At 71.6% G+C, this 17,345-nt stretch carries 14 protein-coding genes; 7 read left to right on the top strand and 7 right to left on the bottom strand.

Annotated features, from left to right (window positions below; all coding sequences use genetic code 11):
- Positions 1–63 precede the first annotated feature (63 nt).
- A complete protein-coding gene (locus VKA29_RS29705; RefSeq protein ID WP_324789090.1) occupies positions 64–1,353 on the top strand; it encodes a PspC domain-containing protein in 1,290 nt (429 codons plus the stop codon).
- Complete coding sequence (locus VKA29_RS29700) at positions 1,350–2,072, top strand: response regulator transcription factor (protein ID WP_324789089.1); 723 nt, start codon at positions 1,350–1,352, stop codon at positions 2,070–2,072. Before VKA29_RS29705 ends, VKA29_RS29700 begins: the two co-directional genes overlap by 4 nt.
- Before the next feature lie 65 nt (positions 2,073–2,137).
- Here the strand turns inward: VKA29_RS29700 and VKA29_RS29695 are convergent, their stop codons facing one another.
- A complete protein-coding gene (locus VKA29_RS29695; RefSeq protein ID WP_324789088.1) occupies positions 2,138–3,682 on the bottom strand; it encodes a protein kinase domain-containing protein in 1,545 nt (514 codons plus the stop codon).
- A gap of 74 nt (positions 3,683–3,756) precedes the next feature.
- Positions 3,757–4,200: an ATP-binding protein gene (locus tag VKA29_RS29690; RefSeq protein ID WP_324789087.1), complete on the bottom strand. Its 444-nt coding sequence runs from the start codon at positions 4,198–4,200 to the stop codon at positions 3,757–3,759.
- A 130-nt stretch (positions 4,201–4,330) separates the two neighbouring features.
- Between VKA29_RS29690 and VKA29_RS29685 the strand changes: the two genes are divergently transcribed.
- From VKA29_RS29685 to VKA29_RS29675, 3 genes are read left to right on the top strand one after another with little or no spacing between them, the layout of a single operon-like run.
- On the top strand, positions 4,331–5,143 hold the full coding sequence (locus VKA29_RS29685) for a helix-turn-helix transcriptional regulator (RefSeq protein WP_324789086.1): 813 nt from the start codon (positions 4,331–4,333) through the stop codon (positions 5,141–5,143).
- Complete coding sequence (locus VKA29_RS29680; protein WP_324789085.1) at positions 5,140–5,421, top strand: DUF397 domain-containing protein; 282 nt, start codon at positions 5,140–5,142, stop codon at positions 5,419–5,421. The genes VKA29_RS29685 and VKA29_RS29680 overlap by 4 nt, the downstream gene beginning before the upstream one ends.
- 11 nt (positions 5,422–5,432) lie before the next feature.
- Complete coding sequence (locus VKA29_RS29675; protein WP_324789084.1) at positions 5,433–5,786, top strand: hypothetical protein; 354 nt, start codon at positions 5,433–5,435, stop codon at positions 5,784–5,786.
- 16 nt (positions 5,787–5,802) lie between these two features.
- Here the strand turns inward: VKA29_RS29675 and VKA29_RS29670 are convergent, their stop codons facing one another.
- Positions 5,803–6,957: a C40 family peptidase gene (locus tag VKA29_RS29670; RefSeq protein ID WP_324789083.1), complete on the bottom strand. Its 1,155-nt coding sequence runs from the start codon at positions 6,955–6,957 to the stop codon at positions 5,803–5,805.
- Between the two features lie 463 nt (positions 6,958–7,420).
- Here VKA29_RS29670 and pcrA point away from each other — a divergent pair, with 463 nt between their 5' ends.
- Positions 7,421–9,901 carry a DNA helicase PcrA gene (gene pcrA, locus VKA29_RS29665; protein ID WP_324789082.1) on the top strand — a complete coding sequence of 827 codons (2,481 nt, stop codon included), beginning with the start codon at positions 7,421–7,423 and terminating at the stop codon, positions 9,899–9,901.
- 84 nt (positions 9,902–9,985) lie between these two features.
- On the opposite strand, the gene VKA29_RS29660 is transcribed toward pcrA, so the two are convergent.
- Positions 9,986–11,524: a M23 family metallopeptidase gene (locus tag VKA29_RS29660; protein WP_420718592.1), complete on the bottom strand. Its 1,539-nt coding sequence runs from the start codon at positions 11,522–11,524 to the stop codon at positions 9,986–9,988.
- A gap of 257 nt (positions 11,525–11,781) precedes the next feature.
- A complete protein-coding gene (locus VKA29_RS29655) occupies positions 11,782–12,645 on the bottom strand; it encodes an esterase/lipase family protein (protein WP_324789081.1) in 864 nt (287 codons plus the stop codon).
- 629 nt (positions 12,646–13,274) lie between these two features.
- Between VKA29_RS29655 and VKA29_RS29650 the strand changes: the two genes are divergently transcribed.
- Positions 13,275–13,691, top strand: coding sequence for a cobalamin B12-binding domain-containing protein (locus tag VKA29_RS29650; protein ID WP_133927567.1), 417 nt, complete (start codon positions 13,275–13,277; stop codon positions 13,689–13,691).
- Between the two features lie 284 nt (positions 13,692–13,975).
- On the opposite strand, the gene VKA29_RS29645 is transcribed toward VKA29_RS29650, so the two are convergent.
- Together VKA29_RS29645 and VKA29_RS29640 are read right to left on the bottom strand one after the other, a co-directional pair.
- The gene (locus VKA29_RS29645; protein WP_324789080.1) at positions 13,976–15,607 is read right to left on the bottom strand and encodes a DUF5691 domain-containing protein; all 1,632 of its coding nucleotides are present in this window, start codon (positions 15,605–15,607) and stop codon (positions 13,976–13,978) included.
- A 376-nt stretch (positions 15,608–15,983) separates the two neighbouring features.
- Positions 15,984–17,333: an SWIM zinc finger family protein gene (locus VKA29_RS29640; RefSeq protein WP_324789079.1), complete on the bottom strand. Its 1,350-nt coding sequence runs from the start codon at positions 17,331–17,333 to the stop codon at positions 15,984–15,986.
- Positions 17,334–17,345: the final 12 nt, after the last annotated feature.

Below are 17,345 nucleotides of genomic sequence, written 5' to 3'. Positions count from 1 at the left end.
TCAGGGGAGTCTCCGGGGCAGACCCTGATGCCCGCGCAGGCCCGCCGTGTGACCATCGTTGGCATGCCGGAAGCCGCAGCAGCGCCCATCGTCGAACCGCGGCCGCCGCGCAAGCTCTACCGCAGCAGTGACGGACGCTGGCTCGGTGGCGTGGCGCGGGGGCTCGCCGGGCATCTCGGCCTGCCCGTGATCTGGGTGCGGCTCGTCTTCGTCGGCCTGTTCATGGGGGACGGCCTGGGCGCGCTGCTCTACGCGGCGTTCTGGTTCTTCGTACCCCTCGGCGTCGGCGGTGTCGGCGGCCAGAAGCCGTCCCTCGTCTCCACCGAGACCGCGCCGGACGGCCGACGCCGACTCGTGGCGCGTAAGCCGGACAAGGGCCAGATCGTCGCCCTGCTGCTCATGGTCGTGCTGGCCATGGTTTTCGTGAGCAACGTGAAGCTGGGCGGCGCGGCCAAGGTCTACCTCTGGCCCGCGGTCCTCGTCGGGGCGGGCGTCGCGCTGGTCTGGCGCCAGGCGGACAACGCCCGGCGGGCACGCTGGATGGAGGTCGGCCGCCGCAGGCGCACCCTCACCCTGCTGCGCTCCGCGGGTGGTGTCCTCCTCGTCACCGCCGGTGTCACCGGCATCTTCGTCCTGCAGGGCTCCGCCGCCCACCTCGGCTCCGTCCTCGAAGCGGCCCTCGCCGTCCTCGTCGGCATAACGCTCCTCGCGGGGCCGTATCTCGTCCGCATGACGCAGGACCTCTCCGAGGAACGCCTGATGCGCATCCGCGCCCAGGAGCGCGCCGAAGTCGCCGCCCACGTGCACGACTCGGTGCTGCACACCCTGACCCTGATCCAGCGCAACGCGGAGAACGCGGGCGAGGTCCGCCGCCTCGCCCGCGCCCAGGAGCGCGACCTGCGCACCTGGCTCTACAAACCGGAGGGCACCGGCAAGGACGAGGCAGACGAGCCCGACAACCTCGCGGACGCGGTCCGGCGCAACGCCGCCGAGGTCGAGGACAAGCACGGCGTCCCCATAGAGGTCGTCGTCGTCGGTGACTGCCCGCTCGACGACAAGACCGGAGCGCAGATGCAGGCCGCGCGTGAGGCAATGGTCAACGCCGCCAAGTACGGTGGCGAGGGCGGTGCCGTACAGGTCTACGCCGAAGTCGAGGGCAGAACGGTCTTCGTGTCCGTGCGGGACCGTGGCCCCGGCTTCGACCTCGACTCGATACCCGCCGACCGCATGGGCGTCAGAGAATCGATCATCGGCCGCATGGAGCGCAACGGCGGCACGGCGCGAGTGCGCGCGGTGCCGGGCGGCGGCACGGAGGTCGAACTGGAGATGGAGAGGGCGGAGAAGACGTCATGAGCGACCTGACCGAGGCGAACGCGGAGCCGATGGAGCCGGCCGGTGACGGCGCGGGCAGGCGCCGCGTGCGCGTGGTCCTCGTCGACGACCACCGCATGTTCCGTACGGGCGTGCAGGCCGAGATCGGCCAGACCGAGCAGACCGGCGTCGAAGTCGTCGGGGAGGCGGCGGACGTCGACCAGGCGGTCACCGTCATCACCGCGACCCGTCCCGAGGTCGTCCTCCTCGACGTCCATCTGCCGGGCGGCGGCGGAGTGGAAGTCCTGCGCCGCTGCGCCCCGTTGACGGCCGACGCCGAGCAGCCCGTCCGCTTCCTCGCGCTGTCCGTCTCGGACGCGGCGGAGGACGTGATCGCCGTGATCCGCGGCGGCGCCCGCGGCTACGTCACCAAGACCATCACCGGCGCCGACCTCATCGACTCGATCTTCCGCGTCCAGGAGGGCGACGCGGTCTTCTCCCCGCGCCTGGCCGGTTTCGTCCTCGACGCCTTCGCCTCCACCGACGCCCCGCCGGTCGACGAGGACCTCGACCGTCTCACCCAGCGCGAGCGCGAGGTGCTGCGCCTGATCGCCCGCGGCTACGCCTACAAGGAGATCGCCAAGCAACTGTTCATCTCCGTCAAGACGGTCGAGTCACACGTCTCGGCGGTCCTGCGCAAGCTCCAGCTCTCCAACCGCCACGAACTGACCCGCTGGGCCACGGCACGACGGCTGGTGTGACCGTCGGGCAGGCGAGCCGACGGCCCCCGGGTTGCCGAACTGCGTCGTAGCGTCGCCGCAGCGCCTCATCGAGACGCGGGTACCGACTGGTCTCTGCGGGGGCCAACTGCCGGATGCTCCGCGTCCCGCTCGTCGCTGCGTGTCTCGCTGCGGTCTGTGCCCTGGGGTGGCTGGATGCGTGACTTGAGTACGTGCGTGCCGACGGCGATCGTGACGCCCAGGAGCAGGGCGTAGAAAACGCCGATCTTGCGGAGGTCGTCGAGGAAGAACCAGACGCAGGTGAGGCCGGTGAACCAGAAGGCGACGAGAGCGAACCCGCCCACCCGCGTATCGCGGTACCCGGCGACGAGACAGACGGCGGCGACCGCACCGAGGGTGAGCGCCAGGACGACGTAGTGGGTGTCCCAGCCGATGTACTGGCGGGCGAGACCCGACTGCACGGCCACCGCCTCGGCCACCGGCCCCCAGGCCACGGCGCAGGCGAGCCGTGCCGACCACAGCAGCATCACTGATCCGAAGACCCCGGCGAGCAAGGCCACTTGGCGGAAGCGGTCGATCTCGATGGCATCGGTCGTGGAGACCATCACGGACAGCAGACAGCCGAGCAGCGCGAGCAGGCCCTCGGCCGACGGCTGGACGACCACCCCCATCCGACGCCGGTTGGGGGAGGGGAGCGGCGGGACGCTCTCGGCGGAGGCCTGCGGAGCGACGGCCGGGCGCGTCATCGTCCTGGCCGCCGGATCGACCTCGGTGGGAGACGGGGACACGGACACGGGGGCGACCCGTGCGGCCTCGGCGAGCGAGCCCCTCATCGCGGCCGCGTCCGGGAAGCGGTCCTCCCGGCTCTTTCGCAGAGCACGCAGAATGACCGTGTCCATGGCGGCAGGCAGCTCCGGCCGCAGGCGGGACGGCGCCACGGGCTCCGCGGCCAGGTGCTGGTGCATCACGGAGAACGGTGACTCGCCGGTGAACGGGGGGCGCCCCGTCACGAGCTCGTACAGCAGGCAGCCGACGGCGTACAGGTCCGTACGGTGGTCGGTCTCGTCCCCGACGATCTGCTCTGGTGACAGGTAAGCGGGCGTGCCGACCGCAACTCCGGTGCCGGTGAGGCGGGTCGCCGCTTCGCTGAGTGCCTTGGCGATGCCGAAGTCGAGTACCTTGACCGTACCGCCGCGCGTGAGTATGACGTTGGCCGGCTTGATGTCCCGGTGCACGATGGCCTGCCGGTGGCTGTGTTCAAGGGCCTCCAGCACCTGCCCGGCGATGTCCACGGCCCGCGCGACCGGCATGGGACCGTCGCCCACGACATCGCTCAGCGTCCGGCCCTTCACGTACTCCATCACCAGGTACGGCTCGGCGGAACCGTCTCCGGAGCCCTCACCCGCGTCGTGAACGGTGGCTATGCCGGGGTGGTTGAGCGCGGCGGCGGCATGCGCCTCCCGTCGGAACCGGGCGAGGAACTGGGGCTGCCGTGCCAGCTCCGCGGACAGGGTCTTCACGGCGACCTCCCGGCGCAGCCGACGGTCGACCGCCCGGTACACAGTCCCCATGCCGCCGCGCCCGAGCTGCTCCACCAACTCGTAGCGCTGCGCCAAGATCCTCTGCTCCACGCTTCCTCCCTGAGCCGCCGGCACCGACCTGCGGGACGACCCTGCCACACGCCTGCCGGGCAGCGGCACGACCCTCAGCCTTGTGGGGTCTTCGTCAGGAGTTCGCACCACACTTCCTTGCCGATCCCGAACTCCCGCCTCCCTGCACCCCAGTCGTCCGCCAGCATCGCCACCAGCGCGAGCCCCCGGCCCGACTCGTCGTCCAGGGATGCCAGGCCCGGCTCGGGGAGTGCGTCGTTCGCGTCGGTCACCGTGACGCGGACCCGGTCGTCCGTGACCGCGCAGCGGGCCCGGATCTCGCGGCCGGCCGGGACCTTCGCGTGACGGTAGGCGTTCGTCATCAGCTCGCTCAGGAGGAGTTCCGCCGTGTCGGTCACGTCCCGCGGCAGCCCCCAGGAGGCCGCCTGCTCACGGAACAGCGCACGTGCCCTGCCCACGCTGCGCGGGTGACGGGGCAGGCGCCACTCGATGTCCTTCGGTGCGGCTGTCGTGGGGAGTTGGGGCCACGGGGTCTGCATGCGCTGTTCATCCCTTGCGTGGAAGTTCCGAGGTTTGGCCAGATCAGGGTCCCGATCCGTGCGTAGCCTCACGAGTAACGGCGCGGGTACGGTGCGTGGTCGTACCCGTCGTGGACCGGTGGAGGTGCGCGTGACGACCCAGGTGAACTCCCAGCCGCCGATCGCATGGCGTTACTGCGGCAGCCAGATCAAGTTGTGGCGCGCGGAAGCCGGCGTCGGCCGCGAGGCGCTGGCCAAGGAGGCCGGTTACGACTACGAGTACGTCAAGTCGATGGAGAACGGCCGCCGTCGGCCCACGCTGCGGTTCTTGCAGATCGCCGACCAGGTGTGTGGCGCGGGCGGGAAGCTGGTTGCGGCTCAGGAGTACCTGAAGCCGGAGCCGTTCCCGACGTTCTCGCAGGACTTCATCCGGTACGAGTCCGAGGCGATCTCCTTGAGTTGGTACGAACCGCTGCTCGTGCCGGGCCTGCTGCAGACGGAAGAGACCGCTCGCTCGCTGCTCAAGGCGCACTGGCCCCCGCTGGATGATGAAACGGTCGAGGAACGCGTGATGGCGCGGCTGAAGCGGCAGGACGTCCTCGCCCAGCAGACAAGATCGTTCAGCTTCGTGATCGGTGAATCGGCGCTGCGTAACGAGGTCGGAGGACCCGAAACTCACTTGTGTCAACTGCGCCATCTGTTGGCGGCATCCCGGCAGCGGAACATCACCGTGCAAGTGCTGCCCATTGCCGGTGCGCATCCGGGCCTCAACGGACCCCTGGTCTTGCTGGAAACGTCAGAGCACGAGCATCTTGGGTACGAAGAGGGACAGACAGCAGGCGTGCTTTACTCGGACCCGGACCGTGTCAGTATCGCTGCGCAGCGTCATGCGATGATCTTGCGTCAGGCGCTGAGTCTTTCGGAGTCCGTGAGATTCATCAGCGAGGTAGCGGAGGGGCGATGACGCAGAACCTGCGATGGTTCAAGTCCAGCTATAGCGGCACCGAAGGGGGAGCCTGCCTCGAAGTCGCTCCCGACTGGCGCAAGTCCAGCCACAGCGATGATCAAGGCGGCAACTGCATAGAAATAGCCCCCTGCCCCCACACCGTCCACGTCCGGGATTCGAAGCTCGGCTCCGAGGGTCCCCGTTTCGCTGTCGCCGGGACGGCCTGGGCCGCGTTCGTCGCGTACGCCGCCGTCGGGGGAGGGCCGGTGTCGGGTGGTGGTCGGGGCGCTGTCTAAGCTCCGGCCTCATGGACGTACTCATCCATTTCTTCCTCGGCCTGCACATCATCGGCATAGCCGCGCTGCTCGGCGGCTTCCTCACCCAGATGAAGGCGATGGGCCAGGGCGCCGCACGCTTCGTGCCCGCGATGCTGCACGGCGCGCTGACCATGCTGATCACCGGCGTGGCCCTGGTCGGCATCCATCAGGCCCAGGGCCACGAGGTCAACAACATCAAGATCGGCGTGAAGCTCGCCGTCCTGGTCGTCATCCTCGGTCTCGTCTACGTCAAGCGGGACGAGGAGAAGGTGGACAAGGGTCTGTTCGGGCTGGTGGGCGGGCTCACCATGACCAACATCTTCATCGCGGTGCTCTGGACCTGACCCGTCCTGTCCTGTCTCAGGCCGGCCGGACCACGCTGTGGATGATCGACGCGCCGCCGTAGTAGACCGACTCCTCGCGGACGTACGCGCCCGGCTTCGGGGCGTGGATCATCATGCCGTTGCCGATGTAGAGGCCGACGTGGCTGATGTCGTCGTAGAAGAAGATCAGGTCGCCGGGCTGTGCGTCGGCGAGTGAGACGGTGGTGCCCGCGTTCACCTGGTCGTAGGTGGTGCGGGGGAGGGCCACGCCGGCGGCCTTCCAGGAGGCCTGGGTGAGGCCGGAGCAGTCGTAGGAGTCGGGACCGGTGGCGCCCCAGACGTACGGCTTGCCGATCTGCGCCCGGGCGAAGGCGATCGCCTTCTCGGCCTTGGTGGCGTAGGTCGAGTCGGTGGTCGAGGTGGACCCCGAGGTCGAGGTCGAGCCCGAAGACGTGCCGGCGGTCTGCTCCTGCGCCTTCTGCTGCGCCGCCTGCTGAGCGGCCAGCTCGGCCGCCTGGCGCGCGGCCTCCTCCTGCTTCTTCTTCTCGATCGCCGCCAGCCGCGCCTTCTCCTCGGCGGTCAGCTTCGACAGGAGCTGACGCGCGTCGGAGAGCTTCTTCTGGACGGTGGACTTGGCCGCCTGGAGGTCGCCCTGCGACTCGGTGAGCGTCTCCAGGCTCTTGGTGGCCTCCTGGCGCTTCTTCATCGTCGCGGACTGCTCGGTGACGTAGTCGTCGACGGCCTGCTTCTGGCGGCCGGTGAGCCGGTTCATCAGCTGGGTCCGGTCGAAGTAGTCCTGAGGCGAGTCCGCGAGCAGGAAGGTCGCGGTGTCGGGTACGGCGGCCCCGGTGCGGTACTGGGCCGCGGCGAAGGAACCGAGTTCCTCCCGCGCCTCGTTCAGCTTCTGGGTGCGCTTGGCGACGTCGTCGAGGAGGGTGTCGACGCGCTTGCGCTGCTTCGACGTCTTCTCCTTCGCCGCGTTGTACTTCTCGGTCGCCGACTCGGCCTGGCGGTACAGGTCGTCGACCTTCTTCTCGACTTCCTCAACGCTCGGCTTCCCGTCGGCGGCGGGGGCGGCGTTGGCCGACTGGGACAGCAGGGCCACGGAGGTGAGGGCGGCGGTGGCGAGGGCGGGGGTGCGGATGCCGGCCACGCGGGTACCGGCGGGGCGCGACTTGCGGTGCGACGCCAAGGGAGGCGACTCCTTCCATCTTCCGCCTGCCGAGTTAGCGGTGGGGGGTACCTCCCAGGCCGTTCAGGCGCTGGGGGAGGGCTCGGGCGGGTGGTTCGGAAGGGTTGCCCTACGGCCTTCTCCCCGGAGGGAGAGTGGGCCGATTCACCCAAGGTCGGTTGGGTCCCCGGCTCCGGAAGCGCGGCGGCGCGCCGGACTCGGCGGAGGCCGCACGGCCCGGCGACGTTCGCCGGAGGGGGTCGTTCGGCCTGCCCGGCACCGTAGCCAACCCGCGTGGCGCCTGTGAAGGTTGATGTGCGATATGCCCGATACATTTTCGTGACATTCGGCAAGGCCCGCGGTGCCGGTCACCGAAAGTGGCGGCTCGGTACGGAGCGTACCCCAGGGTGCGGTGTCGCCGGATCCGGCGATGTTCTCAGGGCGGCGGCGGGCTGTCGGTGGGGCGCCCTAGACTCGGAGAGCGATGAGCAGCCTCTTTGACGACAGCTTCCTGGCGGACCTCCAGGCCCCCCGCGGCCACGAGGAGGAGCCTCCGCCGCCGCCCGAGGACGATCATGTTCCGGAGCCCGTTCCGGACGATCTGTTCGGCGGGAAGTTCGACGTGCCGCCGGACCGGGACGCCTACTACCGCGACGGCGCCCCGCGGCCCCCGGTCGACGCGGCCGCGCTCCTGGAGGGGCTGAACGACAACCAGCGCGCCGCCGTCGTGCACCACGGCACCCCCCTGCTCATCGTGGCCGGTGCCGGCTCCGGCAAGACCCGGGTGCTCACCCACCGCATCGCCCACCTGCTCGCCGAGCGGGACGTCCACCCGGGCCAGATCCTCGCGATCACCTTCACCAACAAGGCCGCGGGCGAGATGAAGGAGCGCGTCGAGCAGCTCGTCGGCCCCCGCGCGAACGCGATGTGGGTGATGACCTTCCACAGCGCGTGCGTGCGCATCCTGCGCCGGGAGAGCAAGAAACTCGGGTTCACGTCGTCGTTCTCGATCTACGACGCCGCCGACTCCAAGCGCCTGATGGCCCTCGTCTGCCGTGACCTGGACCTCGACCCCAAGCGCTACCCGCCCAAGTCCTTCAGCGCCAAGATCAGCAACCTGAAGAACGAGCTGATCGACGAGGAGGACTTCGCCGCGCAGGCCACCGACGGATTCGAGAAGACCCTCGCCCAGGCCTACGCCCTGTACCAGTCGCGGCTGCGCGAGGCGAACGCCCTCGACTTCGACGACCTGATCATGACGACGGTCAATCTGCTGCGCGCGTTCCCGGACGTCGCCGAGCACTACCGCCGCCGCTTCCGGCACGTCCTGGTCGACGAGTACCAGGACACCAACCACGCCCAGTACGCGCTCGTGCGCGAGCTCGTCGGCACCGGCGCCCACGAAGAGGACGTCCCACCGAACGAGTACGACCTCCCGCCCGCCGAACTGTGCGTCGTCGGTGACGCGGACCAGTCGATCTACGCCTTCCGCGGCGCGACCATCCGCAACATCCTCCAGTTCGAGGAGGACTACCCGGACGCGACGACGATCCTGCTGGAGCAGAACTACCGCTCCACCCAGACGATCCTCAGCGCGGCCAACGCGGTCATCGAGCGCAACGAGTCCCGCCGCCCGAAGAACCTGTGGACCAACGCGGGCACGGGCGCGCGCATCACCGGCTACGTCGCGGACACCGAGCACGACGAGGCGCAGTTCGTCGCCGACGAGATAGACCGCCTCACGGACGCGGGCGAGGCCAAGGCCGGCGACGTCGCCGTCTTCTACCGCACCAACGCGCAGTCCCGTGTCTTCGAAGAGGTCTTCATCCGCGTCGGCCTGCCCTACAAGGTCGTCGGCGGCGTCCGCTTCTACGAGCGCAAGGAGGTCCGGGACGTCCTGGCCTACCTGCGGGTGCTGGCAAACCCGGAGGACACGGTCCCGCTGCGCCGCATCCTCAACGTGCCCAAGCGGGGCATCGGCGACCGGGCCGAGGCCATGATCGACGCGCTCTCCCAGCGCGAGAAGATCAGCTTCCCGCAGGCGCTGCGCCGCGTCGACGAGGCGTACGGCATGGCGGCGCGCTCCACCAACGCCGTCAAGCGGTTCAACACGCTGATGGAGGACCTCCGCACGATCGTCGAGTCCGGCGCGGGCCCGGCGACCGTCCTGGAAGCCGTACTCGAACGCACCGGCTACCTCGCCGAATTGCAGGCCTCCACCGATCCGCAGGACGAGACCCGCATCGAGAACCTCCAGGAACTCGCGGCAGTGGCGCTGGAATTCGAGCAGGAGCGCGGCGAGGGCGAGGCCGGCACCCTGGCCGACTTCCTCGAACAGGTCGCCCTGGTCGCCGACTCCGACCAGATCCCCGACGAGGAGGACGGCGACGGCGTCATCACCCTGATGACGCTGCACACCGCCAAGGGCCTGGAGTTCCCGGTGGTCTTCCTCACCGGCATGGAGGACGGCGTCTTCCCGCACATGCGCGCCCTCGGCCAGACCAAGGAGCTGGAGGAGGAGCGGCGCCTGGCGTACGTCGGCATCACGCGCGCGCGTGAACGGCTCTACCTGACGCGCTCGTCGATGCGCAGTGCCTGGGGACAGCCGTCTTACAACCCGCCCTCCCGCTTCCTGGAGGAGATTCCGCCGCACCACGTCGACTGGAAGCGCACGGGCGCCATGTCTCCGGCGCCCTCCGGCCCGGCTTCGGGGGTGGCGGCCTCCCTGTCGTCCTCCCGATCGCGTTCCTCGGCGTCGGGTGCGTCCGGGTTCGCCACCCGCCGGACGTCCGAGAAGCCGGTGGTCTCGCTGGCCGTCGGGGACCGGGTGACGCACGACCAGTTCGGACTCGGCACGGTCGTGGGCGTCAAGGGCACGGGCGCGAACGCCGAGGCGACGATCGACTTCGGCGACACCAAGCCGAAGCGGCTGCTGCTGCGGTACGCACCGGTGGAGAAGCTCTAGCCGGTGGCCGGTGGCCGGTGGCTGGAAGCCGGAAAGCCCCCGTCGGGAAGGCGGGGGCTCACGGGGCGGGTGGTTCGCGGGGGGTCAGTTCGGGTCGAGGCCGTGGCTGCGCAGCCAGGCGAGCGGGTCTATGGCCGACCCTCCGCCCGGCCGCACCTCGAAGTGCAGGTGCGGGCCGGTGGAGTTGCCCGAGTTCCCGGAGTACGCGATCGGGTCGCCCGCCTTGACCGTCGTACCGGAGGCGACGCGGTAGCTGGAGAGGTGGCAGTACCACGTCTCCGTGCCGTCCTTCGCCGTCACGATCATCATGTTGCCGTAGGCGCTGTTCCACTGCGTGCGGACGGTGCCGTCGGTGGCGGCCATCACCGTCGTGCCGTACGAGACCGGGAAGTCGATGCCGGTGTGCACGGACATCCAGTTGATGCCGGCCTGACCGAAGTAGGCGCTGAGGCCGTGCTGCGCGACCGGCAGGGCGTACTTGGGGCGCAGCCGCTCCTTGAGGGCGGCCTCGGCGGCCGCCTTCCTCTTCTCGGCCTCCTGCTGCGCCTTGAGGTCGATACGTTCCTGCGTGCGGCTGGCCCGGTCGGCGAAGTCGTCGGCGCCGGCGGAGAGGACCTGGAGCTGGGTGTCCAGCTTGTTGTTGGCGGTGGACGGCTTCACGGCGTGCGCGTCCGAAGCCGTCGTGGAGGTGTCCTTGTCGCTGCCCAGGGTGCCGACGGAGGCGGCGGCGATGCCGGCCACGCCCATCACGCACGCCGAGGGCACGGCGATCGTCAGCAGGGCGGAGCGCTTGGCGGGCGGGCGGCGGCGGGAACGCGCCCCGTTGCGCGCGGCCGCGCGTGAGCCGGGAGCCGGAACGACCTCTTCCTGATCGTCGAGGAGCTGATCGTCGAGGAGCTGATCGTCGAGGAGCTGGTCGTCGAGGAGTGGGCCGACGGCGGGCAGTTCGCCGGTGGCGGCCATCTCCGGTTCGCCGTCGTCCGTGGTGGGGTCGTCGTACGCGTCCGGCCCGGCCGGTTCGAACACCGCGGTCGCCTGCTGGTCGAAGGGCTCGGGCTCGTAGCCGTCGGCCGCGGGTCCGTCGCCGGCCGGTGTGCCGTCGGAGTTCCACTGCGTGGCGTCGTACGCGCCGGTCTCGAAGGTCTGTGTGCCCCATTCCCAGTGCTGGGTCTGGTCGGACGGGCCGCCCGAGGCGTCGGGCTGCAGCCAGGCGTTCGCGTCCCACTGTCCCGAGACGTCGGCCCCGGTGGCCTGCGGCGGGACGGTGGAGAGCCTCTGCTGGTCGGCGCCCCAGGCGGTCGCGTCGTACACGCCGGTGTCGTAGGCGGCGTGGTGCTGGGCCGCGTAGGCGTCGTAGACCCCGGTGTGCTGGACGCCCGTCGTCCAGGCCGTGGCGTCGTAGGGACCGGTGTCCTGGCCCGGGAGGCTGCCGAAGAGGGGATCCGCGGCGAAAGTCGTGGCGTCGTGGCCGGTCGGGGCGAAGCCCGCGGCGTCGTGGCCGCCATAGCCGGTGAGGTCGCCGTACTGGGCTTCCTGGGTGCCGTACGGCGCGTAGTGCGCGGAGGCGGCGTCGGAAGCCGGGGTCGGGGTGGTCATGATCCCCGACGGGTGACGGTCGTTCACCAACTTCTCTTTCGCCTCGACAACAGGGGCTGCCAGAGCAGTGCGGCGACTGTACCCGGCGGTATGCGGGCGCGACAATCTTCAACAGGTTTTGTGCGCGAAGGAAAAGGGCATTCGGACGTGTTTCGGGGGAGCGCGGACACGGCCTTGGCCCTATGTTCGAAGACTGTTCGACTGTTGGGTCGACTCCCGGGTCGACTCCCGGGTCGACTCCCGGGTCGACTCCCGGGTCGGCTGCCGGGTCGGCGGTCGGGCGGTCAGGCCACGGTGAGGCCGCCGGTGCGGGCGGCGGCTTCCGCTCCTTCGCCCGGGGCATCGAGCGCCCGCCGTATCCCCGTCGCGACGGCCGGGTGCACCGGCAGGGCGAGGTGCCCGATCCCGCTCACCCGTACGTTCTGCGCCAGCAGGTCCGGGTGGTCGATGCAGGCGCTCTCCAGCGGAACCATCAGGTGGTCCAGGTCGCTCCAGAAGCTGACGAACTGCGTACGGCAGCCCGGCGCCGGCCGGGACAGCTCCTCCACCACCGGGGACCCGGGGCGCATCTGGCGCACGATCGGGTGAGCGTTCGCCAGCGGCGCCACTCGGGTGCCGGAGTGCGGGGTGCCGAGCGTGACCAGCGTCCGGACCCGCGCGTCGCCGCCGAGGCACTGCACGTAGTACCGCGCGATCAGTCCGCCGAGGCTGTGCCCGACGACGTCGACCTGCCTGCTGCCGGTGCGCTCGCAGATCTCCTCTATGTGGCGGCCGAGCAGCTCGGCGGCGGTGCGGACGTCGCAGGTCAGCGGCGAGTAGTTGAGCGACTCGATCCGCTGCCTGCCGTGCTGGGCGAGGCTGCGGCGCAACAGGACGAAGACCGAGCGGTTGTCTATGAAGCCGTGCAGGAGGACGACCGGGGGGCCGGTCTCGGTCGGCAGCTGCGTGGCGCCGTCCGTCGAGGGGAGCGGGGCCGCCGGGCTCCTGCGCTCCTGGATGATGCCCGAGGGGTACAGCAGGAGGTGTCCCGCCAGGATCGCCAGCTCCAGGGCCGTCGCCTTCAGGAGGGTCAGGGAGAGACCCGCCAGCCTGCCGGGCAGCAGCCGCTGGCAGAACGGGAGGAAAGGCAGTACCCCGGTGACCTTCATGGCCGACCTCCTGTCGGCACGCAGGAGAACGGCGCTGTCCCCCGTGTGCACTCGTGGTATGCCGTGGCAGAGGCGCTCGACGGGGCGCGAGCGGACGACGCGGGGCGGACGCGGCGTGCGGCGCACATGACGTGGATGGAGCCTGTCGCGTCCGTGACGCCACCGACGTGCCGGGATCCCGTGCCGGTGTGCCGGCGAGGCTCCCCGCTGTCGTGCCTGACCTGCCCTGCGTGCCTTTCGTGTCCTGATCGAAGCGCCGCACCACCCCGGCGCGTGGTCTGCGGCGTGGCGGTGCGGCGACCTCGTTGCGGCTCCTGGTGCGCTGTCCGCCGGAGCGGTGCGCGGTGAACGTGTCTCACTGTGTGATTTCCCCCTCGCTGTGCGCCGTGAAACTGCCGGGTGCGGGATGCTGGCGATAACGTTCGTTCACTTCCCCGGGCGGTGTGGCGCGGGGCGTCCGTGCCGTGACGGCACGACCCCAGCGGTGCGCGGCGGAACGTGCGCCGTGCGTGACATGTCGCGTACGCGGCGTGCGCGTCGGGTGGGTCGGGCGAGTGAGGTGCGCGGCGTGCGCGAAGTGTGCGGTACTTGTCGGTACGGATGGATGTAGTCGCTTCATGGAGGCAGTGATGGGTGTGGCAGCCGGTCCGATCCGCGTGGTGGTGGCCAAGCCGGGGCTCGACGGCCACGATCGGGGAGCCAAGGTGATCGCGCGGGCACTGCGCGACGCCGGTATGGAGGTCATCTACACCGGGCTCCACCAGACCCCCGAGCAGATCGTCGACACCGCGATCCAGGAGGACGCCGACGCGATCGGGCTGTCCATCCTCTCCGGTGCGCACAACACGCTCTTCGCCGCGGTGATCGACCTGCTCAAGGAGCGGGACGCGGAGGACATCCTGGTCTTCGGCGGCGGGATCATCCCCGAGGCGGACATCCCGCCGCTGAAGGAGAAGGGCGTCGCGGAGATCTTCACGCCCGGCGCGACCACGCAGTCGATCGTGGACTGGGTACGGGCGAACGTCCGGCAGCCCGCGGAGGCCTAGGACCTCCGGCGACGTGACCGGCGCCCGCCGTTTCCGGTGCCGGTCGGCGACCCGCGGCCGGTCCGGCCGATGGGCGTTCCGTGGCCCGTCCGGCCGGTGGGTGGTCTGTGATCTGTCCGGCCGGCGGGTGGTGCGGGGCCCGTCCGGCTGACGGAGGGCCCACAGCCCGTCCGGCCGGCGAGGGCGAAGGCGAGGCCGTGCGGGCCGGAACGAGGCGCGGGGGCGCGGCACCAGGCGGGGCGTGCCGACCCGGAGGGGCGGCAGGCGGCGGCGCGGGCGGAGGCTCAGCCGGCCTTCCCGGCATCCAGCTCCCCGGTCATCGCCGCCCGCAGTCTCAACGTCGTGACCAGCCGCTGGAACGCCTCCGCCCAGTACCCGCCCGCTCCGGGCGACGCGTCCTCCGGCTCGTCCGGCACCGCCAGCAGGGCGTCGAGGCGGCTCGCCTCCGAGGGATCGAGACAGCGCTCGGCCAGTCCCATCACTCCACTGAAACTCCATGGGTAACTCCCTGCGTCCCGCGCGATGTTGAGGGCGTCGACCACCGCCCGCCCGAGCGGTGCGGCCCATGGCACCGCGCACACCCCGAGCAACTGGAACGCCTCGGACAGCCCGTGCGCGGAGATGAACCCGGCCACCCAGTCGGCCCGCTCGGCGGCGCCCAGCGTGCCGAGCAGCTTGGCGCGCTCGGCCAGCGACACCGCTCCAGGGCCGCCCGCCTCCGGGGCGGACGGGGAGCCCAGCAGCGCCCGCGCCCACCCGGCGTTCCGCTGCCGCACGGCCGCCCGGCACCATGCGGCGTGCAGCTCCCCCTGCCAGTCGTCCGCCACCGGCAACGCCACGATCTCCTGCGGCGTACGGCCGCCGAGCCGCAGGGTCCACGTGCCCAGCGGTGCCGCCTCCACCAACTGGCCCAGCCACCACGACCGCTCGCCCCGCCCCGCGGGGGCCTTGGCCACGACACCGTCGCGCTCCATGGCGGTGCCGCACTCGTGCGGCGCTTCGACGACGATCGTCGGCGTGTCCCCGGTGCGGTCGATGGCCACGCAGGCCTCGGCCCGCGCCGCCATGCGGGCGGCGAGCGCCGAATCCGGCAGCGCGGAGAGCAGCTCGGCGGCCGTCGCCCGGACGTTGCGGCTGCGGTCGGACAGCGCCTGTTCCAGGAAGGGTTCGTCCTGCGCGCCGAGCTCGGACCGCAGCGAGTCGAGGAACATGAGGCGGTCCTCGGCCCGCTCCGTCGGCCAGGTCGTCGCGAGCAGTTCCCGGGCGGCGGCGGGCTCCCGGGCGCGCAGGGCGGCCAGCAGGGCGACCCGCTCGGCGAACAGCCCCTGCTGCCACAGGCGCCGCACCTCGTCGGTGTCGTCGAGGTCCGGCAGCGCCGTCCCCCCGCCCGGGGCGGCGCGCAGCGCGAACCGCCAGTCCGGGTTCATCCGGGCGAGCCACACGGCCCGGGGCCCGGCGAAGGCCAGCACCGCCGGACGCAGATCCGTACGCCCCCTGGCCGCGTCCAGCAGCGCGGGCAGCATGGGCGAGGGTGCCGCGAAACCGCGGTCGTTGGCCGCCGCGAGCCACTGGGGCAGCAGCTCCATCAGGTCCGGCGTGGTGCCCCGGCGGCCACCGCCGCCCGTGCCGGGGCGGTCGGCCAGCAGCATCGCGAGCCTGCGCGCGGCCGGGGCGGGCAGCGCCGGGCGCCGGTCCTCGGGCGCCGGCCGCAGCCGCTCGGCCGCCCGGGCCGGTCGCAGCCCGGCCCGTCGCCGCACCGTCTCCGTGGCCGCTGTGTCCAGCAGTGCCACGGGGGCGTCCCGCCCCGGCGCGCCGCCCGGCGGCGTCCGCCGTTCCGTCCCGAGCAGCGCCGCCGTCACCAGTTCCTCCCAGGCGCTCTGCGCGGGGGCGTCCACGGGGGCGGGATTGCTGCTCATGCGGTTCCTCTCTGCCGGTGCCCGGGAGCGGTCGACAGGTCGTCCACTTCGGGTGTCCAGGGAAACGTGACATATGCGCGTATCAGGTGTGAACGGGTACGAACGGGTGAGTCGCTCAGGGCGCGTCGCGCGGCAAGACCGCACCGCACGGTGAGTGGGCCGCCACTCGGGGCGGCGGGCGGGCACCTCGGGGCGGCGGGTGGGTAGCTCGGCGCGGCGGGTGGGCGGCTCTGCCTGGTGTGTTGATGGCTCGGCGTGGTGAGTCGGTGGCCGGACGTGTCGATTCGGTGGGTCGACGCGGTGGGTCGGTGGCTCGACGTGATGGATCGCTGGCTCAGCGCGGTGGGTCGGTGGCTCGGCGTGGTGAGTGGGCGGCTCAGCACAGCGGTACCGCCTCCCCCGCCCCCTCCGGCCAGGCCGCCAGCGGAGCGAAGCCCCGGTGACCGAACTCTCCGAAGACCTTGACGGGGGCACCGCCCGAGAGGGCGACGAGGCGCCACAGGCCGGGGCGGGCACGGGCGGCCGGGGTGAGCGGCACTGCCGTGTCCTCGTCGGCGTCCGCCAACTGCCATGCGTCGCCGTCCAGGGCCGGCACGACCCGGTCGAGGGTGACCGGGACGGAATCCAGCCAGGGATCGTCCCGCAGCGCCTCGCCGTACCGGGCGGCTGCCTCGGCCGTCGTCACCCCCGGCGGTCTGATGTCCGCCGGGGCGGGCGGCGCGAACTGCTCGCCCAGGGCCACCCGCGGCTGCCCCGCGCCCGGATACGCGGACACCTCCGCATCCAGGGCCAGCCCCACGGGCAGCGCCAGCTCCGGAGCCCGGCCCCCGGCGCCGTACGACAGCAGCAGCGCTGTGCGGTCCGAATCCGCGCCGTACAGCCATATTCGCCGGGTCGTCAGGCGGGAGTCCGCCGTGTCGTACTGGGCGAGCACGAGCCAGCGGTCCCGGACCGGCGGCCCGTCCGGCGAGGCGGGCAGGCCGACGCGGGCGCCGACCGACGTCGCCAGGCCGGCCGGCAACCGCTCGCGGTGCAGCCAGCCCTGGTCGAGGAGGTGCAGCAGCGCGCACTCCTCCAGCAGCCGCACCGGCCAGCCGGGCCCGGACGGCGGGATGGTCCCCAGCTCCCGCACCCGGGCCGCCAGTCCGGGCGCCTGGGCATCGACCATGCGGGCCGCCGTCTCCTCCCACAGCCCGTAGCCCGCCTGCTCCGCACCTGCCAGGCCGCCGCGCAGCAAGTCGGCCAGACGCTGCTCCAGCTCGGTCGCGCCCGCGGTGATCCGCTCGGCCCGGCGCTCCGCCCGGCGCCGCGCCGCCTCCGGGTCACCGGGCGGCGACCCCGAGTCATCCGCCGTCCGCTTCTCCGCCGCCCGCCTGCGTCTGCCCTCCCTCCACTGCTCGGCCCATTCCGGCGCCGCTCCCGGCGGCACCGCCCCCTCGTCGCCGGCCCAGAGCAGCAGCAGTCCGAGCGCGTGCTTGCACGGGAACTTACGGCTCGGACAACTGCACTTGTACGCCGGACCGGACGCGTCCGCGATGTCCACGACCGTCCGGTACGGCGTGCTGCCGCTGCCCTTGCACAGTCCCCACACCGTCCCCTCACCGGAACTGCCCGCCTCCGACCACGGTCCGGCCGTCGCGAGTTTGCTTCCCGCTTTGCGTGACGCGGCGTCAGGCGCCAGCGCCAGCACCTGGTCCGCGCTCCAGCGCACCCCCTGCTGAGTCATGACATCGAAGGT

Origin of the sequence: Streptomyces sp. H51, from assembly GCF_035656535.1 — a bacterium.
In the GTDB taxonomy this organism is placed as follows: Bacteria; Actinomycetota; Actinomycetes; order Streptomycetales; family Streptomycetaceae; genus Streptomyces.
This window is presented reverse-complemented; position numbering and strand designations above follow the sequence as displayed.